Here is an 18536-nt window from a genome sequence, read left to right as displayed (position 1 = left end):
CATTGATCGGAGTTTTCCGAGGTCCGGGCTGGTTTATTTGTATTTACGAAGGCTGCGGTTCTTTTTTCGCTTTCAGCTCGTAATGGCCGGTTTTGCCGCTAATGTACCACTCAGGGGTTTCTTCTTCACGTGCTTGGCGGTGACCTTCCAGATGAACGTCACTCAGCTCCCACTGCTTCCACGCCTCTTTTGATTCCCAGCGGATCATGACGACCACTTCTTCTTCACCTTTGCGTGGCTTCTGTACCAGCACGCTCAAATCTACAAAACCAGGAGCCTTCTCAACAGCACCAGGCTCGCTAAAGCCTTGTACGATTTTGTCAGAATGACCTTCCTGGACGACGTATGTTTTTATCTCCATCATCATGAAGTGCGACACCCCTTATATACCATTTCCCTACTTTTCCATATTATTGAGAAATATTATCATTGTCAACCAAATATTAGCAAATGGTAGGACGATCGAGAGCTTCGTTTTCAAGTGGGATTTCTTCTTTTTTGGGAGCAGTGAAAATATCAATACCACGTTCGAGCAGGATTTCTACCGCCTCGCGAACAGGGAGAAGTGGCAATTGCATTTCATCGGCTACGGCAGCTTCTATATCAGAGACAGTGTGGAGGGGGGTGATCTGGTCTGTGCCATCTGAATAACCGATGTGGAGAGTGTTGTTTTTGAGGACTACGAAGCGATCTTGCTCCAGCTGAAAACGATGTATGTGAAGTCGATTCAAAAAGAAGGCGTCTGGTAAAAAAGAGGAGCGGATGACTTCCGACAAGTCGGACAGTTCTTTTCGTTCATTCGGATGAAAATCCCACGGAGGAATTGCCACTTTTCCGTTTTCATACCGCGTAAAGCGATAGTGTTCAGGATGATCGGGACTTTTGGTCAAATCCATCGAAACAGTGCCAAAAGGCCTGGTATGGTTCCCGTCTTCGAGAAAATGAATCGGCTCAAAGATAGGAGCGGTAGCCCCCGTATCCACATAGACGGGTGTCTCTCCTGTGTTCGGACCATCGATTAGGATGGCAGTATGCCCACCGCCTGGCAAGATGAGGTGACCGAAGAATCCAAGGGTGCGAAGCAGTGCGAGAAAGCTGTGATTGTTGGTATAGCATGTGCCGCCAAAATGATGGTGGATCGCATTGTGCACATATTCCTCAGGGGTCGGTGCCACATGTTTTCCGTCACGGAAGAAGAGCAGCTTGCTTACATTTTCATAAGGGAAGGTCTGTAGATGCGCGCGACAGAGCTGACTGAGATAAGGGAGGCTAGGGGACTTGCGGTCTAGCTGTAGACGTTGAAGGTATAAACTCGCCCAGTTCGGTAAGGTAGACATAAACAAGTTCACTCCTTATATAAAATAAATAGTAAATAAAAATGTATGTTAAGTGTTGGTAGGGAGATCGTATCACATGGGACAAGTGGTAATCAACCTAAATTTTTCCAAGAAACAAAAAAGGCACCGGAAGGATATCCTCCGGTGCTAGCGGGTCCCTAGTCCGCTGTCTTTTTCGTACGAATAGATAAGTGCAGAAGAAATTATAACAACGACTTAATTTCCCCGGTATTCGGGTTCACTACGAACCAGCCATACGTACTGGTGTAGCTGTCGCCAGATTGGAAGTTGTTTACGACTGTTTGGTACACCTGAATGACATAGTGACCTTTTTCGTCGTCGTGAGCGTACTCGACTACATGTGTTGGCGAGAGTTTGCCAGCGAATTTCTTTTTCACCAGCTCGATCGCTTCCATTTTGGAGTACATTTTTGCTGTTGGAATTTTACCGATGAAAATCGATTTGGTTCTCGCGTCGTAAATGACCGGTTTGTTCAGGTTCTCTGCTACGAAGCGGATTGGCACATAGACGGAGTTTTTGTACATGATGCCTTGTACGTCGCTGCTTGGTGATTTCGGCAACCCGTCAAAGTAGTAGGTGAACGGTGTTTTCATGCCTTCTTCCGCGTCTGGAAAAGCGGGTGCTGCAATTGCAATTCCGGAAAAGAGCACCGAACCTACAACAATGCCCCCAAAAAATGACTTGATGTCCCATTTCATGATGTGAAACCCTCTCCCTTTCTCTTTTCTCTAAATCTTCCCAGCAATCATTATGTCAAAGATCATAGGAGAAAAGCTATCAAACGAGGGTACTAGGAAACAAAGACTAGGAATCATGAGAAAGATAGGACTAAATCAGAATGGTCCTAGTTCTCGAATCAGTGGTTCAGTGATTGGGATGTTTGTGGTAAGGTAGAAAAAAACAGCGGACAAGGTGAGGAACATGACTACCATATTGCAAAATGACTGGGCCCCCGTATTGGCCGATGAGTTCGAGAAGCCCTATTATGTAAAGCTTCGTCAGACGTTGAAGGAAGAGTATCAGACGCAGACAATTTACCCAGATATGTTTCATATATTCACAGCGCTGCACCTGACTGACTATCAGAATGCAAAGGTTGTGATTTTGGGGCAGGACCCGTATCACGGACCGGGACAAGCACATGGATTGAGCTTTTCGGTCAAGCCGGGAATCAAGCCGCCTCCGTCTCTGGTCAACATTTACAAAGAGTTGAAAAGCGATGTCGGTTTTGAAATTCCCCAGCATGGTTACCTGAACCATTGGGCAAAACAAGGCGTCATGATGCTGAACACCGTTCTGACGGTTCGTCGCGGCACTCCGAACTCGCACAAGGACATTGGGTGGGAGCCGTTTACGGATCGAATTATTCATTTGTTGAACGACCGGGAGACTCCACTCGTATTCATCCTGTGGGGAAAGCATGCGCAGGAGAAGGCGGCATTCATTGATCGAGACAAGCATTTCGTCATCGCCTCCCCGCATCCGAGCCCATTTTCGGCGAATCGCGGCTTTTTTGGCAGCCGTCCTTTTTCGCGGACCAATGAGTTTTTGCGTTCGCGCGGGCTTCAAGAGATTGATTGGCAGTTGCCGATGCAGGTAGAGGAAGAGTAGCCTGTATTGTGCAGGTAAAAGGAAAAGGATCTCCATTGTTTTGCATCATGCAAAGGAGATCCTTTCTTTTTCTAGCGATTAGTCTTTGCTTTTGACAACGAGCAGCTTGCCCGTTTGAATCGTGATTGTTCCAGTCTGTTCCGTTAGCAGATTGCTGATGCCAAGCGTGTCACCGATCCGCAGGGTAGCGTCTTTCAACGGATAGAGGAATCCGGTTAAGGTAATCCCTGTGACTTCTGGTGTAAAAGGCAGCAGGGAGATGTGATCAAAATGATTCTGCTCTACCGTACTATGGCGGTCAATCAGACGGATTTCATTGGTCTCATCGAGGATACGGCAGTTGGTGCCTGTCTGCAACGCTTTGTTCAGCAAGTGTACGTTTGCCAGCATATGGTCAAAACGAGAGCCGAGCACACCGAGCAGCACAATTTCCTCGGGCTGTTGCTCGATTGCCCAAGTAAGGGCCATCTCTGTATCGGTTAAATCTTTCATAACGGGATCGCAGGAGGAGACGTGCATACTGTGGCTTTCGATTTCTGCCATTTCCTCGGTGCTGACAGAATCAAAGTCCCCGATCGACAAGTTTGGTACAAGACCGTTGCGAACGAGGAACAAGGCACCTCTGTCAACGCCGACGAGCCAATCATTTTCGCGAATCTCTTGGATCGCCCAGTTGCCCAGATTGCCTCCAGCGAATAGTAGAATGCGTGTAGGATTCATGCTACGGCCACCTTTTTCTTTTATAAATATCCTCTATGTAGGAATCGAAGATCGAAATGTGCTCTGACAAGCGAGGCGATAGCCTGTAGCGAGTTTTTCTCCCAGCTTTGCTTTTTCCTGTCCGGTTGGGGTGTCGAGTAAGGATGCACCAGCTACGATCTGTACACTGCACTTGCCGCAATGCCCTTGTTGGCATTTGTACGCGATGGGTTGATCTTGCGTGAGCGCAGCTTGTAAAAGTGTCTGAGAGGGAGTGTACCGGACTGGCATCGTTTGTGAGCGTTGCTTCACCTGTACGTGCTTCTGCTCAGATTTGGGGCGAGCCGGGCTCAATTCTGTTTTTTTCAACGACGTATGCGTATGCACGGGAACGGGAGCTGGACTCGACATCTGTACGTCAGATCGTCCAGGAATGAGCGAGCCGACCGTAAGCTGTTTGCGCATAGGGACCTCCCGAGTAAGTGATTTTTTTCATATTAACATGTCAGGCGTGTGGGTGACAAAGCTAGAGAAAGTGTCTTGAGATGATTGAATTTTTAGATTTTATCGATTAAAATAATTTAATCAAAAACCAGGAAGGTGATACCATGATTACCATCAAACGGATGAGCGACTGTACCTTTGCAGAAGTGACCAAAGCGTGGAATAGAGGATTTGAAGGCTATTTTATCGAGTTTACGATGACAGAAGAAATGCTTGTCCAGCGACTGGGGGGCGAAGGATACGTGCTGTCCCTGTCTGTGGTTGCATTTGACGGCACGGAGCCGATTGGCTTAGTGGCCAGCGGGATGAGGACCGTTGCAGGGAAAAAAATCGCGTGGAATGGTGGAACGGGTGTCGCCACGGAATATCGTCGACAAGGAGTAGGGAAGCAACTGATTGAGGCGACATTGGATTTGTACCGGGAAGCTGGGGTGGAAGTAGCTACCTTGGAGGCATTGAGTCAAAATACCAAAGCGATTGCCTTGTATGAGCAAAAAGGCTATGACGTTGTGGATCGTTTGTTGTTTTTGCAGCAGAGTGGACCGCTGGAGGAGAATGCCTTTCAGACAAATGTGCAGGCTGATTATCGGATTCGGCGCATTTTGGCCCCGGAAGCTGCCTTGGTACCGTTTTACGTGACCGATGTCCCGTGGCAAAATTACTGGCTGAACTTGCGAGATGCGCAGGCCGTGCTCGTAGAAGACAGAGAGGGTCAGGCGGTCGGCTATGCGATGTACAAGTGTTCAGTAAACGAAGAAGGCAAAGTGAGTGGGATCGTGCTGCGTCAATGTGTAGCACAGCCAGAGCATCCTGATGCACAAGACATTTTGAAAACCGCACTCGCGCATGTGTATGGGCCACTTGAGCAAGATTGCCGCCGTTCTACGTTTAATTTGCGAGCGGCTGAAACCTTGCTTGTTGAAATACTGCAAGCGGCGGGATTCAGTCCTTCCGAGACAGAGCAGGTGTTTATGATCAAGCAGATGGAAGCCGCAAAAACTCCTGTCGTCTAGGGAGTGAAAACGTCTGTCAATGCTGACAGTTCGTGCAGGCGAATACTTTGCGGGAGGAGAGCTCGCTCTTTTCGATAGGTTGTCCACAGCGCGGGCAAGGCTCTCCACCGCGATCGTACACCTGGCAGCGCTCATCGAAGCGACCTGTCAGGGAATCGCCTTGAAAAAGCGGCAGCATGTAACCGCCGAATCGAATCGCTTCTGTAAGCACGGTTTGCATGGAATGATACAGTCGTTTTTGTTCCTCGAAAGAAAGCGTTGGGATCGTCCGGGTAGGCAGGATGGCGGCATGAAAGCAGATTTCGTCCGCATAGCAGTTGCCGATGCCCGCCAGCCAATGCTGATTGACTAATGCTGTTTTGAGGACGCTGCGCTTGTCAGTGAGCAGCTCCGTAAATCGGGTAAAGGTAAACAGCGGGTCCAATGGCTCGGGCCCAAGAGGAGCCAGTCTTTCGTCTATCTGAACGTTGGTAAGTAAATGCAGGTAGCCCAAACGGAGGCCGTGAAAATATAAAATACGTTCTCCAAAGGCAAGAGTCACTTGGGCGGTTCGCTTTAGCTTGTCTTCCGCAGAGCCCAGGTATAGAAAGCCGCCGAGCATTAGGTGAAGCAGCAGGACATGTCCACTTTCCAGATGGAAGAGCAGATGCTTGCCACGTCGGTCGACAAGTGTCAGGCGATTGCCTTGCAAAAGACGAGCAAATTCCGCAGGCGGCAGATTGATCGTTTTTTCCCGCTGAACGTGTGAGGCTGTAATCGTTCCGCCACCGATTTTCTCCTGTAGCAGTCGGCGATAGGTCTCCATCTCAGGTAATTCTGGCACGCTGACTCCCTCCCGTACGCAAAGTTTTTCGTAGGATTTCCCATATGGATGATCCACATGCCGTACCCGTCACTGTTTTTCGGTGATGGGTCTTTTGAATTTAGACAAGATTACCAAAGCTATTAGGAAATGGGGTAATATAATATGTAAAGTAGTAGGATGAGGGCATTGCCCGAAGGATTATGGACGGACAGGAGATTACATATGCAAAAAGTAGAATTGATCGCTACGGCGACTTTTGGTTTGGAATCAGTAGTAGCAGAAGAGGTGAAGTCGCTCGGATACGGTCCGGTACAGGTGGAAAACGGCAAGGTAACGTTCACCGCAGATATTTCTGCGATTCCCCGCACAAATTTGTGGTTACGAACTGCCGACCGCGTGCGTCTAAAGATAGGGGAGTTCAAAGCGACTACGTTTGACGAACTGTTTGAAAAGACAAAAGCGTTGCCGTGGGCTGATTGGATCACAGAGGATGGGACATTTCCAGTGGATGGGAAATCGGTCAAATCTACCTTGTTCAGTGTGTCGGATTGCCAAGCCATCGTGAAAAAAGCAGTCGTAGAAAGTCTGAAAAAGACCTACAAGCGCGAGTGGTTCGATGAGCAAGGGCCGCTGTACAAGATCGAGGTGGCACTTCTCAAGGATGTGGCGACGCTGACGATTGATACGTCAGGACCGGGCCTGCACAAGCGCGGCTACCGGGAATTGATCGGACAAGCGCCACTGAAGGAAACTATGGCTGCGGCGATGATTATGCTATCTCGCTGGAAGCCTGATCGGGTATTCATGGACCCATTCTGTGGATCGGGTACACTTCCGATTGAGGCGGCGTTGATTGGACAAAACATCGCTCCGGGAATGAACCGGGAATTCGTTTCTGAGACGTGGCCTATCATTCCGAAAACAGCTTGGCGTGAAGCTCGCGCAGAAACGCATGATTTGGCGCGTTATGATCAAAAGCTGGAGATTATCGGGACAGATATGGATGACGAGATCCTGAAAATTGCCCGCCAGAACGCGACTGAGGCTGGTGTAGATGACCTGATTCATTTTCAGCGCATGGATGTGCGGGATGTGCGAACCAAGCGCAAGTACGGCTACTTGATTTGCAACCCACCTTATGGGGAGCGCTTGGGAGAATGGAAGCAGGTTGCCAAGATGTATGGCGAAATGGGGAAAACCTTTGCTGCCATGGATACGTGGTCATTCTACGTTATAACTTCCGACGAGCAGTTTGAGGAGCATTTTGGTCGTACAGCAAGCAAAAAGCGCAAGCTCTACAACGGAAATATCAAGGTAGATTACTATCAGTTTTTCGGACCTAGACCGCCACGCGGGCCAATGGTTACCCCGACCGAATAAACATAAAGAAGGGGCATAATTGGAGGAGAAAATGCAATGAGCAAGAAACGATTCGGGAGCAGAATGCTGGCTGCGCTATTGGCAGCAACTACATTACTGGTCCAAAGCACGCCGTTGACTCATGCTGCGACAGAGCCAGAGAAACCGGCGGTGGAGAGTGGGAAACCAGCAGAAGAGACCAAGAAGCTGGAAGATCAGTTCAAAAAACAAGAAGAAGCGCACACGGAGTTTACGGATTTGGGCAACAGCTACGCCAGTAAAGCCGTAAACAGACTTGCAGCCCTTCATATGATCAGTGGTCAGGGAGAAAACCGCTTCAACCCGCAAAACACGATTTCTCGACAGGATATTGCGGTGCTTTTAACAAAAGTAATCGGTCTTCAACCAACAGAAATCGAGGATGCGGCTTTTGAAGATGTACCATTGGAAAGTCCTTATGCACCGTACGTATATGGACTCTCTGAGTTGGGTGTGATGAACGGCAGAAGTGAGCATGCCATGGGTGCTCTAGACCCGCTTACACGACAAGAGCTGGCTGTCATGCTGTCTCGCTTGATGAAAGAGGGCTCTGTGACCAAAGTGGCAGGTCAGACTCCTGTTGCATACAGCGATGAAGAAGAAATCGCCGACTACGCCAAAACGGCCGTGGAAGAAGTAACGAATCAGCGCTGGATGCAGGGTGCTGGTGGCAAGTTTAATCCGTCAGGAACCGTCACGCGTGCGGAGGCTGCTGTGATCGCTGAGCGTGTCTTGGATGCACGCTACCAGCAAGCAGAACAGGTGAAATACAAGGTAGATGTAGAGCGGCTGAGTTTGGCTGCTGGCACGAGCCAACGCTTGAAGGTAAGCAGTATCAGCGGTGATGAGCTGCCGTTTACACCTATTTTCGCTTTTGATCGTCCCGAGCTGGGAACCATTTTAGCTGACGGAACCTTTGTTGCTGGCCCCACTGTGGGAAATGGCAATCTCACGGTGACAGTCGGCTACAAAACGACGACAATTCCGGTTGAGATCAAGGACGCGGGTAAGCCAGCTGTCGAAAAGGCAGAGGACACGCCAAAGACTGCACCGGTGACTTCCTCCAATGATTCGGCAACGAAAGTCGATGAAAGCAAGACGGTAGTAGAGGGAGAAAAACCAGACGCAGACAAAGGAACAACAGAAACGGATGCAACGAAGCCTGCTGATCCAAAGGAAGAGTCGGAGGAGCCAACAAAGAAGGACGAACTGGTCAATATCGCACCAGGCAGTTATACAGCGGTTACTACTTTTGGAGCGCCAGACTCGTATTTCCAAGAGCTGGAGAAGCAGTATCCGGGTCCAGTAGGGGGGCTTGTTACGCCTACAGAAGACTGGACGGGATACCACCGTCAGTTTGGGCGCAAGGTGACCGTTGAGCTCGACGAGGCGAAGCCATTGGAGAGAGTTGCGCTGACGTTTAAGCAGCAGAAGACTTCAGGCATCACGATGCCAGAATACATGGAAGTCGAGGTATCTCGCGACGGGAAAGTGTGGTCATATGCGGGAAGAGCCGTTCACGATGTTTCCGCTAAAGAGGACAAGCTGGTTACACGCACATTGAGCGTGACCTTGCCTGACGTCAACACTCGCTATGTCCGGGTATCCTTCCCGGTGAAAGTATTTACGTTCGCTCGCCAGCTGGAGGTATGGGCAAAAACGGATAGCGAGTGGAACAATGGCGCTGTCTTGCTGCCGCCACCAAACCCGGCGAAGCTGGAAGAGGCTAAACAAGCAGGGCGTCGTGTGGAAAATATGCTGCTCGCTTATACCGGAGAGCATGGCGAACTCGGGACATGGACCAAAGAGGATTTCCTCCCGATGGTTGGCTACCGCACCGTAGATGGTTATATGCGTGACCAGATGTTTGACACGATTCTGTTCTTGCCGTACCAGACCATTCCTGCTACGAAGGAAAGCTGGACAAAGTACATGAATGATTTGTTCGGCTCGAACAAGCAGCTCGACGCTCTCAACCAGGCAATGCGGGAGTACAACCGACTGCGCGGAACGCTGTATACGACACCGACGCAGGAAAATGTCGTGTTGGCACTGCCGTATCCAAATGCCAGTCAGACCAATTTTGGTCAGCTGGATGAAAAGAAACCATCCCTCTCCTTCAACCCTGCGGGAATTGGGGAAGAGCAAGCGTATTTGAATCGCAAAGCTGCGTTGGAATGGTACTTCCAGGAGCTCATGAAGCGCTGGAACAAGGAAGGATACGCTTATCTGAAGCTGGAAGGAATCTATTGGTTCCATGAACTGGTGGAGGACGGCGCACCGAAAGAACGCCAGCTGATTCGTGACATGGGTAGCATGGTGCATGACGAGGCGTTGCGCTACTATTGGATTCCGTATTTCGGTGCACCGGGAGTGTCCGAGTGGAAATCTCTTTATTTCGATAAGGCATTCCTGCAGCCGAGCTATTACAGCGACAAGCCGGTAGGAATTGACCGTATTCAAGGGGTACTGGAAGTCGTCAACAAGTACGACATGGACATCGAGATCGAGGGCGACTGGAAGATGTACAATGATCCGAAGTTCTATCAGACCTACTACAATCAGTTAGTTGCCACCCACAAGCTGGGGATGGATAAAGACAACGTACACGCTTACTACTTCGGCTCCAAGACATTGCTAGAGTCTGTCAAGAGCACAGACCCTGTCAAACGCGCCATCTATGATGATACGTACAAATGGATGCGCGGTCGTTTTGACAGAACGGAATTTTTCGAGGGCAGCGAGATGCCGTAGTGAATGGAAAAGAGTCTGTTTCCCGCTTTGTGGGGAGACAGACTCTTTTTTCTATCTAAAGCGGATGGGCAGACTCTCGCCCAATCGTTTTCCTATAGATCTCCACCAGTTCCTCCACGATCATTTCTTTCGTCGTATGTAGAGGAGGACTCGGATGGTAGTAATCGGTTCCTTTGGGGCAGGGCTTGCCAAAAGTCGGTACCCCTGCTGCTGCGATCCGTTGTTTCCACAGTTTCTTGAGTGAAGAAAAATGCTGCCAGGAATGGTGGTGTGAAAGCCCCCAACCGAGCAGGAGCCACGGATGCTTTTGCAGTTCCTGCGTAGATACGAGCTGAGCCTCGAGCGTCGTCTCTTTCTCATGAATGAGTTGCTCGAAATGAGAAATGGCACTCACGGCAGAAGCATTTTGTACGGAAAACAGGTTGTAAATATGAAATCTGCCTGCCAATGCCCGTTTTCCGTATATCGCCTCCACCAACCGGATCAATTGTCGCATGGTGGGATCGAGTGTGGTTTGACCCATGATGCTATGACCAGATGCAGGTCTTTCACGAAAAAGCTTGGCACTACCAGGGTTCAGTAAGAGACAGCTCCCAAGAGAACGATGGCCCTCTGAATTCGGTCCCCATTGAAGATAGGTAGAAGTTCGGTAGACGACTCCTCGATGCTCTCTAAATGCTGCAAAAGCATTCGGCTGGTTCATGACGATCCCCTCCTGGTCAAGCTATCTATGACCCATTTATATGAGAGGAGGGGATTTGGTAGAACGGACATGCTCTACTATTGCTAGCTACTCTTGCTAACTTCTTTGGCACCAATCATGCGGAACAAAATGATATACAGATACGCACTGACTAAGGTTAAGCCCAAGATGACACCGAATACGCCAACAGGAGCGATCCATTGGGATAGACCGATCGTCAGGGGAGCGATGAAGCGCCCAATCGAGAACTGGAGCGAAGAGGCTCCCATGTACTGACCGCGTGCGTCCTCCGGCGAGTATTTACTGATGAAGCTCTGGGCAACTGGTGTGCGCATCAGCTCGCCGAATGTCAAAATCGCCATACAGCCGAACAGGAGCCAAATATTCGTCGTAAAGGCCATCAAGAACAGACCGAGACCGAATAGGATGGAGGAGATGACGAGGCTGTTGCGATCGCTCCAGTTTTCAAACCAGCGTGTGACCGGCAGTGTAAACAGAACCACCAAAAAACCATTTAAAGCCATGAGCCAGCCGAATGCACTGGTTCCGCCGACAGAATAAGTCCAATTGCCCCACGAAAATAATGGTTGCTGCATAACATGCTCTTTGACATACAACGCCATGTAAATATCCAACTGCATGAATCCAATGGCGATCAAAATCCCTGCGCCAATGTACAGGGCAAATGCTTTATCTCGGAAAATAATGGCATAACTCTTGAGTTGCTGAATCAGGGAAAAACGCTCCTTCGCCTTCTCCTGACGGACGTGTTCAGGCAGCGTTTCTTTGATCAGGAAAAAGACGGTAATCGCAAAAAGCAACTCAACGATGGTACAGAACATCAACAGCTGCGGGCGATAATGGACAAAAAAGACAGAGCCTAATACGGGACCCGCAACCACCCCGATGTTCATCGCTGTGTAAAAGGTAGCAAAGACAATTCTTCGATCTTCTTCTGTGGTCAGATCAGCCACCATGGCGGAGCTGGCAGGCCAGTAGAGAGCCCCAGCGATCCCGATCCCGATGAAGGCAATATAGTCGACCCAAGGGGACGGGGAGAAAGCAAACAGCGCGAACATCACGGTCGATGTACAGAGCGAGAGCAGCATGGTGAACCTGCGCCCTACCCGGTCAGCTAAATATCCGCCAACCAGGTTGGACAGCATCCCGAGCAGCGGCGGCACCATCAACAGAAGACCCGCTACATCCTTCCCGAACGTATCGCTAAAATAAATCGCCATAAACGGAAAGTACATCCAAAAAAAGGTGTGCGTAATCAATTCACCAAAGAGACGTACTTTCAAATTAAGATCCCACGAACGCCAAATCATGACAAGAATTCCTCCATTCATTTCGGCAGGTGCTTTGACCTCGATTCGCTTCTTGGAAAAATTCCACGTAAAAAAGCGCAAACGGGGTAGAGACTCTGCTCTTCCGCTTGCGCTTTATCAAACGATACAAGGGTGGCGGGAAATTACCAGTTCAACGGGGTACAAAAGAGAGACGGTTACCTACCTATGGTTTTAGGTACAGTAAACCGACTGTTCACCCGAGAACATGGCCCGCAATTCATATCGAGAAAAAGACGGAAGCGGTTCAGGCATCCTGCAGCTTCTAGCTTTTGAAAGGGTTGTAAGAGGCAGTGCCCCTTAACAGAGGCCCCACCTAAGCGAAGATAACTACAGAAAACACCATGAACTCAGCACTCCCGTCTTTCAAATTTTTTACATAGGTAAACTCTTGTTGATTAGAATACTCGAAATCGTCGAATTTATGCAAGATAATTTTTTGGTTTTTTTTGAATAGTACCAAGAACATCGATATTTGAAAAAGGGGCTTTCATTCGGTAAAATATTTTTTAACATAACCAAATCATGTTAGGAATGTGGGGGATATCGCATGCGGGATAAACGCATCGTCAAGCTGGCTACAAATTTGCTGAGCCATTCTGTACGCCTGAAAGAAAAAGAAAGTTTGCTGGTTGAAGTTCGTGGCGAGGGTCACGATTTGGCGAAGGAATTGGTTAGGCAGGCGTATGACCTGGGAGCTTATCCGTTCGTACGGATCATTGACCCGTCTATCCAACGTGAGCTGATGCTCGGTGCTACTGCAGAGCGTGCGACTCATTTGATGAAATGGGAAGAGCCGATTTTCAAGAATTTGGATACATTTATCGTCATCAATGGTCCTTCTAACGACAGTGAGATGGCCGATGTCCCGGTAGAGCGTAGTCGTGCCCATCAGAGTGTGATGCAAGAATTGAATGACTACCGTACCAACCATGTACGTTGGACACTGCTCAACTACCCGACAACTGCTTTGGCACAAAATGCCAACATGTCGACAGTTGCTTTTGAAGACTTTTATTTTGACGTATGTTCTGTTGATTATAAAAAGATGCACGAAGCCTTTTTGCCTTTGCAGCAATTGATGGATCGTACGGACAAGGTGCGTCTTGTTGGTCCGGGAACCGATCTGCAATTCTCGATCAAGGACATCCCTAGTGTCATCTGCTCCGGGCTTCGCAACATTCCAGACGGTGAGATATTTACAGCCCCTGTGCGTGACTCCGTGAACGGAAAAATTACGTACAATACGGCAACAAGCTACATGGGCACGAAGTTCGAAAATGTGTGCCTGACGTTTGTAGACGGGAAAATTGTCGAGGCGACTTCTAACAATACAGAGAGACTCAACGAAATTTTCGATACGGACGAAGGAGCGCGCTATATAGGCGAGTTCGCCATTGGCGTACATCCGTATATCCTGCATCCAATGAATGATATCTTGTTCGATGAGAAAATTGCCGGCAGCTTCCACTTCACACCAGGCCGTGCATACGACACCGCAGATAACGGCAACCGCAGCCAAATCCACTGGGATATGGTAAACATCCAGCGTCCTGAGTACGGCGGCGGAGAAATCTGGTTTGATGATGTGCTGATTCGCAAAGACGGTTTGTTCGTTTTGCCAGAGTTGCAAGGACTCAATCCGGAAAACTTAAAAGGGTAAGTTGATATAACAAGGCCATCATGCTTAGCATGGTGGCTTATTTTTTACGTAGCTGTCGTGAGGGAAGAAGCGCATTTCCAGTCTACGCTTCGGCCTACGCCCCGCAAGGGGGATTATACTGTACGCTTCGGAATAAATGGCGGGAGCGCTTCAAACCAGAAAACGCGAATGCGTTTTTGTATGTAATAGAAGCTGAAAACCCCCGCCATTTATTCCGAAGCTGGGTTGGGCTCCAGAGGCGCTTGGACTGGAAATGCGCTTCTTCCTATGGGGCTGTTGTTTCACTATATAAACTCCCCTGAATATCAACCAAAACGCTGGTAAAACACGAAGTAAACACAAGCTGTACGCAAGCACTGTCACATGTCTGGAAGGAGACCGCCCGAACGAAGAGAGGATACAGGCGACTGGAAGACATGTGGCAGGGCTTCCCCCGACCACCACAGTTGGATGACAACCGTCTTTGTAGCAGGACAGACGAGCATCTCTGGCATCCTTTTGCTACAATAAGAAAAAAGCATGGAACAGAGGGATTAGACGTGAGCCGCAAAGATTGGATCGAATACATCGTTAGTGAACAAGACGCGGGAATGAACGTGGAACAAATCGTCCGGCAAAAGCTCAACGTGTCGGGTCGTATGATGCAGCGGCTGACGAGAAGCAAGGGGATTTTGCTCAATCGCAAGCAGCCCTTCCTGCAAAGACAAGTAAAAGCAGGAGATACAATCGCTGTTCGTGTCATCGAGAGACAAGAGCAAGCACCTAGGCAGCCCCAGCATGATACGAAGCCCGAGGGACCGATCACACCAATGCCGTCCATCGATATTTTGTACGAGGACGATCATCTCTTGATTGCAAACAAACCGGCAGGCATGATGGTGCACCCGATTAAACAGGAGACCGACACATTGGTACATGCACTTGCTGCCGTGCTTGCTGCACGTGGTGAGCAGACGAGTGTACATCCTGTGCATCGGCTGGATAAAGATACATCAGGAGCTATTCTCGTAGCCAAGAGCAGCTACGGTCATCAATTGGCTGACAGGCTACTGCGCGAAGGGGGCATTCAACGCGAGTATCTTGCGGTTGCCAGTGGCGTGCTGTCAGAGGGAGCTGGAACAATTGATGCGCCAATTGGCCGAGATGCGCGTCATCCTACGAAGCGCCGTGTCGTGGAGAGTGGCGATCCTGCCATCACGCATTACGAGGTACAACAGACCTCTGAGGGAATGACGCTTGCGCGCGTCTGGCTGGAAACGGGTCGTACCCATCAGATTCGCGTTCACTTTGCCCACCTTGGACACCCGCTTGCTGGCGATACGATGTACGGGGGAGCGAGAGGGTTGTTACGCCGACAGGCTCTGCATGCTTCGAAGTTGTCTTTTTTGCATCCGCTTCTCGAAAAAGAGATTGTAGTCGAGGCACCGATACCAACTGATATGAAACGCTTGATGCAAGCGGAGTTTAAATAAGAATGGACAACAAGCTGAAACCACCTTAAATAGGTGGTTTCATTGGTGTATTTGGTAGAGGTGGATTGTGCCCCCAATAACTTAGAGCACCCCTAGTTGATCAATCCGTTTTCCGGCGTAACGGCGAAATCATAGAAGACTCCTTTATGGTTGATCGATCCCGTAACAGTCGGTTTCCCCTTTTTCGTAAACGTATATACGTTATATTTGGACGAAGCATTGTATCCGGTCAAATCGAGGTTGAAAACCTTTTTCATCATCGGGTTGGCAGCAGCAATCGCCGTTTCTTTTGTAAAGAATGGTTTGGCAAACACCTTGGGAATATCTTCGTCCGCGGTATAGTTCCCATCTCTGAACTCACTGATCATGGTCGCTGCCACTACTTTCCCTGTTTTCGCCCCTATGACGATTCTGTATTTTCATTTGGTATCCATGAAAATCCATACTTGATCCAAGCGTTCTTGCGATTTTTTCACCAGTGTTACGTCAGGGTACAGTGCCGATGCTTTACCGTTGGAAAGAGACTTCAGCGCCTTTTGCGCTGTATCGACCACTTTGGGGTTCAATTGCTCGTTTGTATAATTCAATGTCGTAGCGTTGACCTTCCCGGTGGCAGCGTCAATGCTGACCGATGCATGTTGCCCTTTGAACAGCCAAATGTTTTCTTTTTCCCAATTGATCCGTTCTACCCAATTAATCGTAAAGGCATGCTGATTACCTATTCCTTTTAACGTGCTCGTAGCTGTATTTTGCAAATCAGCAGCCACTTCGCTCCATTTTAATTTCACGGATACGGATACAACCTTGCCCTCCTGCTTGGTAACGAGCACCTCACCTCTGTTGTTTTTGGCCGCAATCACCTAGCAATCTGCCGTTTCTCCCATAATCTCGTCCAGTTCGATCGGCACGCCGCCAGCCTGTTTTTGCATCGCTTGTTTCGCCGCTTCTACGACATTGTTCCTTTCTTCAATCAAATCACTTATTTGATCCAGCTAAAGGGATTTTGTGACAGTCCCCCGAGTGTCAAACAGTCTGTAGTTGAATAACGTAACAGTGTTATGTTACATTGTTTTTGGAGGTGCTTCACTTGGACACAAATCATATCTCGAAGAAGGACCTGCTGGAGCTTACTGGCATTTCGTACGGACAATTGTACCGTTGGAAACGAAAGAACTTGATTCCAGAGGAGTGGTTCATTCGCCGAGCGACTTTTACAGGGCAAGAAACCTTTTTCCCACGTGAACAGATTTTGGCTCGAATCGACAAGATTCTGAACATGAAAGACGACCTATCGCTGGATGAATTGGCGGACATGTTTTCACCAAGTATGGGTGGAACGTCGTTGACCGCAGATGAATTATTGGCACGAAACATTGTTTCGACTACTTCTTTAGAAGTGTTTAACGTTTTTCTCGGGAGCTTACGGACCTTTACCTTCCAGCAGGCACTATACGCCTATGTCTTGGAAAAGCTTTTGGCTGCTGGAGACTTGAGTGTAGAAGAAGGCGGCGGATTGCTACAGGTACTGGCTAGCCACTATCCCAAATTCGAAGGAAAGCCTTGTGAGCTGATCTTTATGCGCAAGATGGGGATTTCCACGTTCGTGTTGGTGTCTGGCTCTACCGAACTGTATTTTGATAGCGGTGTAAAGGTAGTAAAGCGGCTCGATCTAGCCAATTGCATCGAAGAATTAAAAGGAAAATATTTGTAGGGGGAGACCATACCATGCAGAACGAGAACAATAACAAGCCAGATTTGATCTTTCATGGGGCAGTGAATGCTACGGGTGGCGTATACAACAAAGTAGATGTGCAAGGTTACGGCAAGATCAATGGCAACGTAGAGTGCGAGTCGCTTCATTGTGCGGGACATGTCAGTATCATGGGAGATCTGACTGGCTCTTCGGCAAGAGTAGAAGGCAACGCGTCGATTAAAGGCAAAGTGAAAATGGATACGTTATCTGTATACGGTCAGCTTGATGTTGCGGATGACTTGAATTTTACGAGTCTAAAGGTCGGTGGCAATGTCAAAGTACAGGGCAATATGGCAGGCGAGGATGTAAAGGTTCTCGGATCATTGAAAACCGCAGGGGATTGCGAAGCGGAAGTATTTCGGGCAAACGGTGCGTTTAGTATCGGAGGACTGCTGAATGCAGGGCGAATCGAGGTACTTCTGCATGGCAGCTGTGAAGCAAAAGAAATGGGCGGAGAGCACATCGAGGTACGTCGAACAGGGAATAGCACCTTGGGCAAGTTATTAAAGCATTTTCTCAACAATACCTTGTCTGTAGAGACGATTGAAGGAGACGAAATCTATTTGGAAAACACAAAGGCCAAGGTCGTTCGCGGTAACAAGATCGAGATTGGACCAGACTGCGAAATCGACCTGGTCGAATACAGCACAGAATGTAAGCAAGACCCGAGCTCACAGATTAAGACACTGACACAACGGTAAGGCTTACAAGGAAAAATTAACATTCCAAACTGCATGCAAGTATTTACATGCATGCAGTCCCTTTATATAATGAGTTTGGAAAAAAATGAAAATGCAAGTAATTGCTTGCTTGGCACGGAGGTGCGTTATGGATCACCCAGACATAGATCAGAAGCTGGGGGGGAGAGGCGAAGAGGAACAGGAAACCCGAGAGCGAATTTTATCAGCCGCACGTCAGCTAATGGCACAAAAGGGATACAAGGGAGCGACTACACGCAAGATTTCTGAGCTTGCAGGGGTTAATGAGGTGACGGTATTTCGTCACTTCAAGAACAAGGTAGGCATCTTGAAAGAGCTCCTGAAAGAAATCATGGATGTCCGGGCGCAGCTGGAGCAAGGGTTGCAAGGTGAGTTTTCTAATCTCAAGCAAATGCTAGTCAGCTACGCACGTACGTATTACGGCTTATTGGTCGAGCGCAAAGAAATTTTCATGATCTGCATGATTGAAGCGGATAACCACCCGGAAGTCGTGCAGATGTTCAGCAGCCTGCCGATGACCGCAGTCGAGGTATTGTCTAACAAGCTCCTAGCGTTTCAGGAGCAAGGGCATTTGCCAAAGGTAGATCCATTCACCGCAGCTCTCATGTTCGTCTCCACTTTCTTCTATGCCTTCATGGCGAAGTATCGGGTCAATCTCGATCTCGAAATGGTAGAAGAAGAGCTTTTTGAAAATGCTTCTGAAATCTTGCTACAAGGCATCAAGGGATAAAAAAA

Annotated in this window: 20 protein-coding genes; 10 read left to right on the top strand and 10 right to left on the bottom strand. The window is 48.8% G+C overall.

Annotation, left to right across the window (positions count from 1 at the left end; translation table 11 throughout):
* Positions 1-43 precede the first annotated feature (43 nt).
* From ACM6JA_RS30045 to ACM6JA_RS30035, 3 genes are all read right to left on the bottom strand, one after another.
* Positions 44-367 carry an antibiotic biosynthesis monooxygenase family protein gene (locus ACM6JA_RS30045; protein WP_414855343.1) on the bottom strand — a complete coding sequence of 108 codons (324 nt, stop codon included), beginning with the start codon at positions 365-367 and terminating at the stop codon, positions 44-46.
* A gap of 76 nt (positions 368-443) precedes the next feature.
* Positions 444-1337: an arylamine N-acetyltransferase gene (locus tag ACM6JA_RS30040; protein WP_414855342.1), complete on the bottom strand. Its 894-nt coding sequence runs from the start codon at positions 1335-1337 to the stop codon at positions 444-446.
* 203 nt (positions 1338-1540) lie between these two features.
* Positions 1541-2056, bottom strand: a complete 516-nt coding sequence (locus tag ACM6JA_RS30035; RefSeq protein WP_414855340.1) for a stalk domain-containing protein — start codon at positions 2054-2056, stop codon at positions 1541-1543.
* Positions 2057-2279: 223 nt separating this feature from the next.
* Between ACM6JA_RS30035 and ACM6JA_RS30030 the strand changes: the two genes are divergently transcribed.
* The gene (locus ACM6JA_RS30030; RefSeq protein WP_414855339.1) at positions 2280-2969 is read left to right on the top strand and encodes a uracil-DNA glycosylase; all 690 of its coding nucleotides are present in this window, start codon (positions 2280-2282) and stop codon (positions 2967-2969) included.
* A 78-nt stretch (positions 2970-3047) separates the two neighbouring features.
* Here ACM6JA_RS30030 and ACM6JA_RS30025 read toward each other — a convergent pair whose 3' ends face one another.
* The gene (locus ACM6JA_RS30025) at positions 3048-3689 is read right to left on the bottom strand and encodes a thiamine diphosphokinase (protein ID WP_414855338.1); all 642 of its coding nucleotides are present in this window, start codon (positions 3687-3689) and stop codon (positions 3048-3050) included.
* A 33-nt stretch (positions 3690-3722) separates the two neighbouring features.
* Entirely contained in the window at positions 3723-4133 is a 411-nt protein-coding gene (locus ACM6JA_RS30020; protein WP_414855337.1) for a 2Fe-2S iron-sulfur cluster binding domain-containing protein, read from the bottom strand.
* Between the two features lie 143 nt (positions 4134-4276).
* Here ACM6JA_RS30020 and ACM6JA_RS30015 point away from each other — a divergent pair, with 143 nt between their 5' ends.
* A complete protein-coding gene (locus ACM6JA_RS30015) occupies positions 4277-5185 on the top strand; it encodes a GNAT family N-acetyltransferase (RefSeq protein WP_414855336.1) in 909 nt (302 codons plus the stop codon).
* A 16-nt stretch (positions 5186-5201) separates the two neighbouring features.
* Here the strand turns inward: ACM6JA_RS30015 and ACM6JA_RS30010 are convergent, their stop codons facing one another.
* Positions 5202-6008 carry an Fpg/Nei family DNA glycosylase gene (locus ACM6JA_RS30010; protein WP_414855335.1) on the bottom strand — a complete coding sequence of 269 codons (807 nt, stop codon included), beginning with the start codon at positions 6006-6008 and terminating at the stop codon, positions 5202-5204.
* 204 nt (positions 6009-6212) lie between these two features.
* Between ACM6JA_RS30010 and ACM6JA_RS30005 the strand changes: the two genes are divergently transcribed.
* Entirely contained in the window at positions 6213-7370 is a 1158-nt protein-coding gene (locus tag ACM6JA_RS30005; protein WP_414855334.1) for a THUMP domain-containing class I SAM-dependent RNA methyltransferase, read from the top strand.
* A 36-nt stretch (positions 7371-7406) separates the two neighbouring features.
* Positions 7407-10142 (top strand): DUF4855 domain-containing protein, encoded by a 2736-nt coding sequence (locus ACM6JA_RS30000; protein ID WP_414855333.1) that lies wholly within the window; start codon positions 7407-7409, stop codon positions 10140-10142.
* A gap of 55 nt (positions 10143-10197) precedes the next feature.
* Here the strand turns inward: ACM6JA_RS30000 and ACM6JA_RS29995 are convergent, their stop codons facing one another.
* Together ACM6JA_RS29995 and ACM6JA_RS29990 are read right to left on the bottom strand one after the other, a co-directional pair.
* Positions 10198-10845, bottom strand: a complete 648-nt coding sequence (locus ACM6JA_RS29995; RefSeq protein WP_414855332.1) for a hypothetical protein — start codon at positions 10843-10845, stop codon at positions 10198-10200.
* Positions 10846-10928: 83 nt separating this feature from the next.
* The gene (locus ACM6JA_RS29990) at positions 10929-12176 is read right to left on the bottom strand and encodes an MDR family MFS transporter (protein ID WP_414855331.1); all 1248 of its coding nucleotides are present in this window, start codon (positions 12174-12176) and stop codon (positions 10929-10931) included.
* Here ACM6JA_RS29990 and ACM6JA_RS29985 point away from each other — a divergent pair.
* The 3 genes from ACM6JA_RS29985 to ACM6JA_RS29975 all read left to right on the top strand — a co-directional run bounded on the left by ACM6JA_RS29985 (position 12175) and on the right by ACM6JA_RS29975 (position 15329).
* On the top strand, positions 12175-12372 hold the full coding sequence (locus ACM6JA_RS29985; RefSeq protein WP_414855330.1) for a hypothetical protein: 198 nt from the start codon (positions 12175-12177) through the stop codon (positions 12370-12372). The two genes, ACM6JA_RS29990 and ACM6JA_RS29985, sit on opposite strands and share 2 nt — an antisense overlap.
* Before the next feature lie 372 nt (positions 12373-12744).
* On the top strand, positions 12745-13857 hold the full coding sequence (locus ACM6JA_RS29980; protein ID WP_414855329.1) for an aminopeptidase: 1113 nt from the start codon (positions 12745-12747) through the stop codon (positions 13855-13857).
* Between the two features lie 539 nt (positions 13858-14396).
* Positions 14397-15329 carry an RluA family pseudouridine synthase gene (locus ACM6JA_RS29975; RefSeq protein WP_414855328.1) on the top strand — a complete coding sequence of 311 codons (933 nt, stop codon included), beginning with the start codon at positions 14397-14399 and terminating at the stop codon, positions 15327-15329.
* A 92-nt stretch (positions 15330-15421) separates the two neighbouring features.
* On the opposite strand, the gene ACM6JA_RS29970 is transcribed toward ACM6JA_RS29975, so the two are convergent.
* Together ACM6JA_RS29970 and ACM6JA_RS29965 are read right to left on the bottom strand one after the other, a co-directional pair.
* The gene (locus ACM6JA_RS29970; RefSeq protein WP_414855327.1) at positions 15422-15709 is read right to left on the bottom strand and encodes a hypothetical protein; all 288 of its coding nucleotides are present in this window, start codon (positions 15707-15709) and stop codon (positions 15422-15424) included.
* Between the two features lie 39 nt (positions 15710-15748).
* Positions 15749-16189: a hypothetical protein gene (locus tag ACM6JA_RS29965; RefSeq protein WP_414855326.1), complete on the bottom strand. Its 441-nt coding sequence runs from the start codon at positions 16187-16189 to the stop codon at positions 15749-15751.
* A gap of 227 nt (positions 16190-16416) precedes the next feature.
* On the opposite strand from ACM6JA_RS29965, the gene ACM6JA_RS29960 reads away from it, so the two are divergent.
* From ACM6JA_RS29960 to ACM6JA_RS29950, 3 genes are all read left to right on the top strand, one after another.
* Positions 16417-17040: a YhbD family protein gene (locus ACM6JA_RS29960; RefSeq protein ID WP_414855325.1), complete on the top strand. Its 624-nt coding sequence runs from the start codon at positions 16417-16419 to the stop codon at positions 17038-17040.
* Between the two features lie 14 nt (positions 17041-17054).
* The gene (locus ACM6JA_RS29955) at positions 17055-17783 is read left to right on the top strand and encodes a cell shape determination protein CcmA (protein ID WP_414855324.1); all 729 of its coding nucleotides are present in this window, start codon (positions 17055-17057) and stop codon (positions 17781-17783) included.
* Positions 17784-17910: 127 nt separating this feature from the next.
* Positions 17911-18531, top strand: coding sequence for a TetR/AcrR family transcriptional regulator (locus ACM6JA_RS29950; RefSeq protein ID WP_414855323.1), 621 nt, complete (start codon positions 17911-17913; stop codon positions 18529-18531).
* Positions 18532-18536: the final 5 nt, after the last annotated feature.

The organism is Brevibacillus sp. IT-7CA2 (genome assembly GCF_949767855.1).
Taxonomy (GTDB): Bacteria; Bacillota; Bacilli; order Brevibacillales; family Brevibacillaceae; genus Brevibacillus.
Note: the sequence above shows the minus strand (reverse complement) of the source record. Positions and strands in the feature narration are given on the sequence as shown.

Excerpts from the sequence above, each read along its gene's own strand:
- ACM6JA_RS30045 (WP_414855343.1), bottom strand. The coding sequence starts at position 367 with ATGATGATGGAGATAAAAACATACGTCGTCCAGGAAGGTCATTCTGAC.
- ACM6JA_RS30040 (WP_414855342.1), bottom strand. The coding sequence starts at position 1,337 with ATGTCTACCTTACCGAACTGGGCGAGTTTATACCTTCAACGTCTACAG.
- ACM6JA_RS30035 (WP_414855340.1), bottom strand. The coding sequence starts at position 2,056 with ATGAAATGGGACATCAAGTCATTTTTTGGGGGCATTGTTGTAGGTTCG.
- ACM6JA_RS30030 (WP_414855339.1), top strand. The coding sequence starts at position 2,280 with ATGACTACCATATTGCAAAATGACTGGGCCCCCGTATTGGCCGATGAG.
- ACM6JA_RS30025 (WP_414855338.1), bottom strand. The coding sequence starts at position 3,689 with ATGAATCCTACACGCATTCTACTATTCGCTGGAGGCAATCTGGGCAAC.
- ACM6JA_RS30020 (WP_414855337.1), bottom strand. The coding sequence starts at position 4,133 with ATGCGCAAACAGCTTACGGTCGGCTCGCTCATTCCTGGACGATCTGAC.
- ACM6JA_RS30015 (WP_414855336.1), top strand. The coding sequence starts at position 4,277 with ATGATTACCATCAAACGGATGAGCGACTGTACCTTTGCAGAAGTGACC.
- ACM6JA_RS30005 (WP_414855334.1), top strand. The coding sequence starts at position 6,213 with ATGCAAAAAGTAGAATTGATCGCTACGGCGACTTTTGGTTTGGAATCA.
- ACM6JA_RS30000 (WP_414855333.1), top strand. The coding sequence starts at position 7,407 with ATGAGCAAGAAACGATTCGGGAGCAGAATGCTGGCTGCGCTATTGGCA.
- ACM6JA_RS29995 (WP_414855332.1), bottom strand. The coding sequence starts at position 10,845 with ATGAACCAGCCGAATGCTTTTGCAGCATTTAGAGAGCATCGAGGAGTC.
- ACM6JA_RS29985 (WP_414855330.1), top strand. The coding sequence starts at position 12,175 with ATGACAAGAATTCCTCCATTCATTTCGGCAGGTGCTTTGACCTCGATT.
- ACM6JA_RS29990 (WP_414855331.1), bottom strand. The coding sequence starts at position 12,176 with ATGATTTGGCGTTCGTGGGATCTTAATTTGAAAGTACGTCTCTTTGGT.
- ACM6JA_RS29980 (WP_414855329.1), top strand. The coding sequence starts at position 12,745 with ATGCGGGATAAACGCATCGTCAAGCTGGCTACAAATTTGCTGAGCCAT.
- ACM6JA_RS29955 (WP_414855324.1), top strand. The coding sequence starts at position 17,055 with ATGCAGAACGAGAACAATAACAAGCCAGATTTGATCTTTCATGGGGCA.
- ACM6JA_RS29950 (WP_414855323.1), top strand. The coding sequence starts at position 17,911 with ATGGATCACCCAGACATAGATCAGAAGCTGGGGGGGAGAGGCGAAGAG.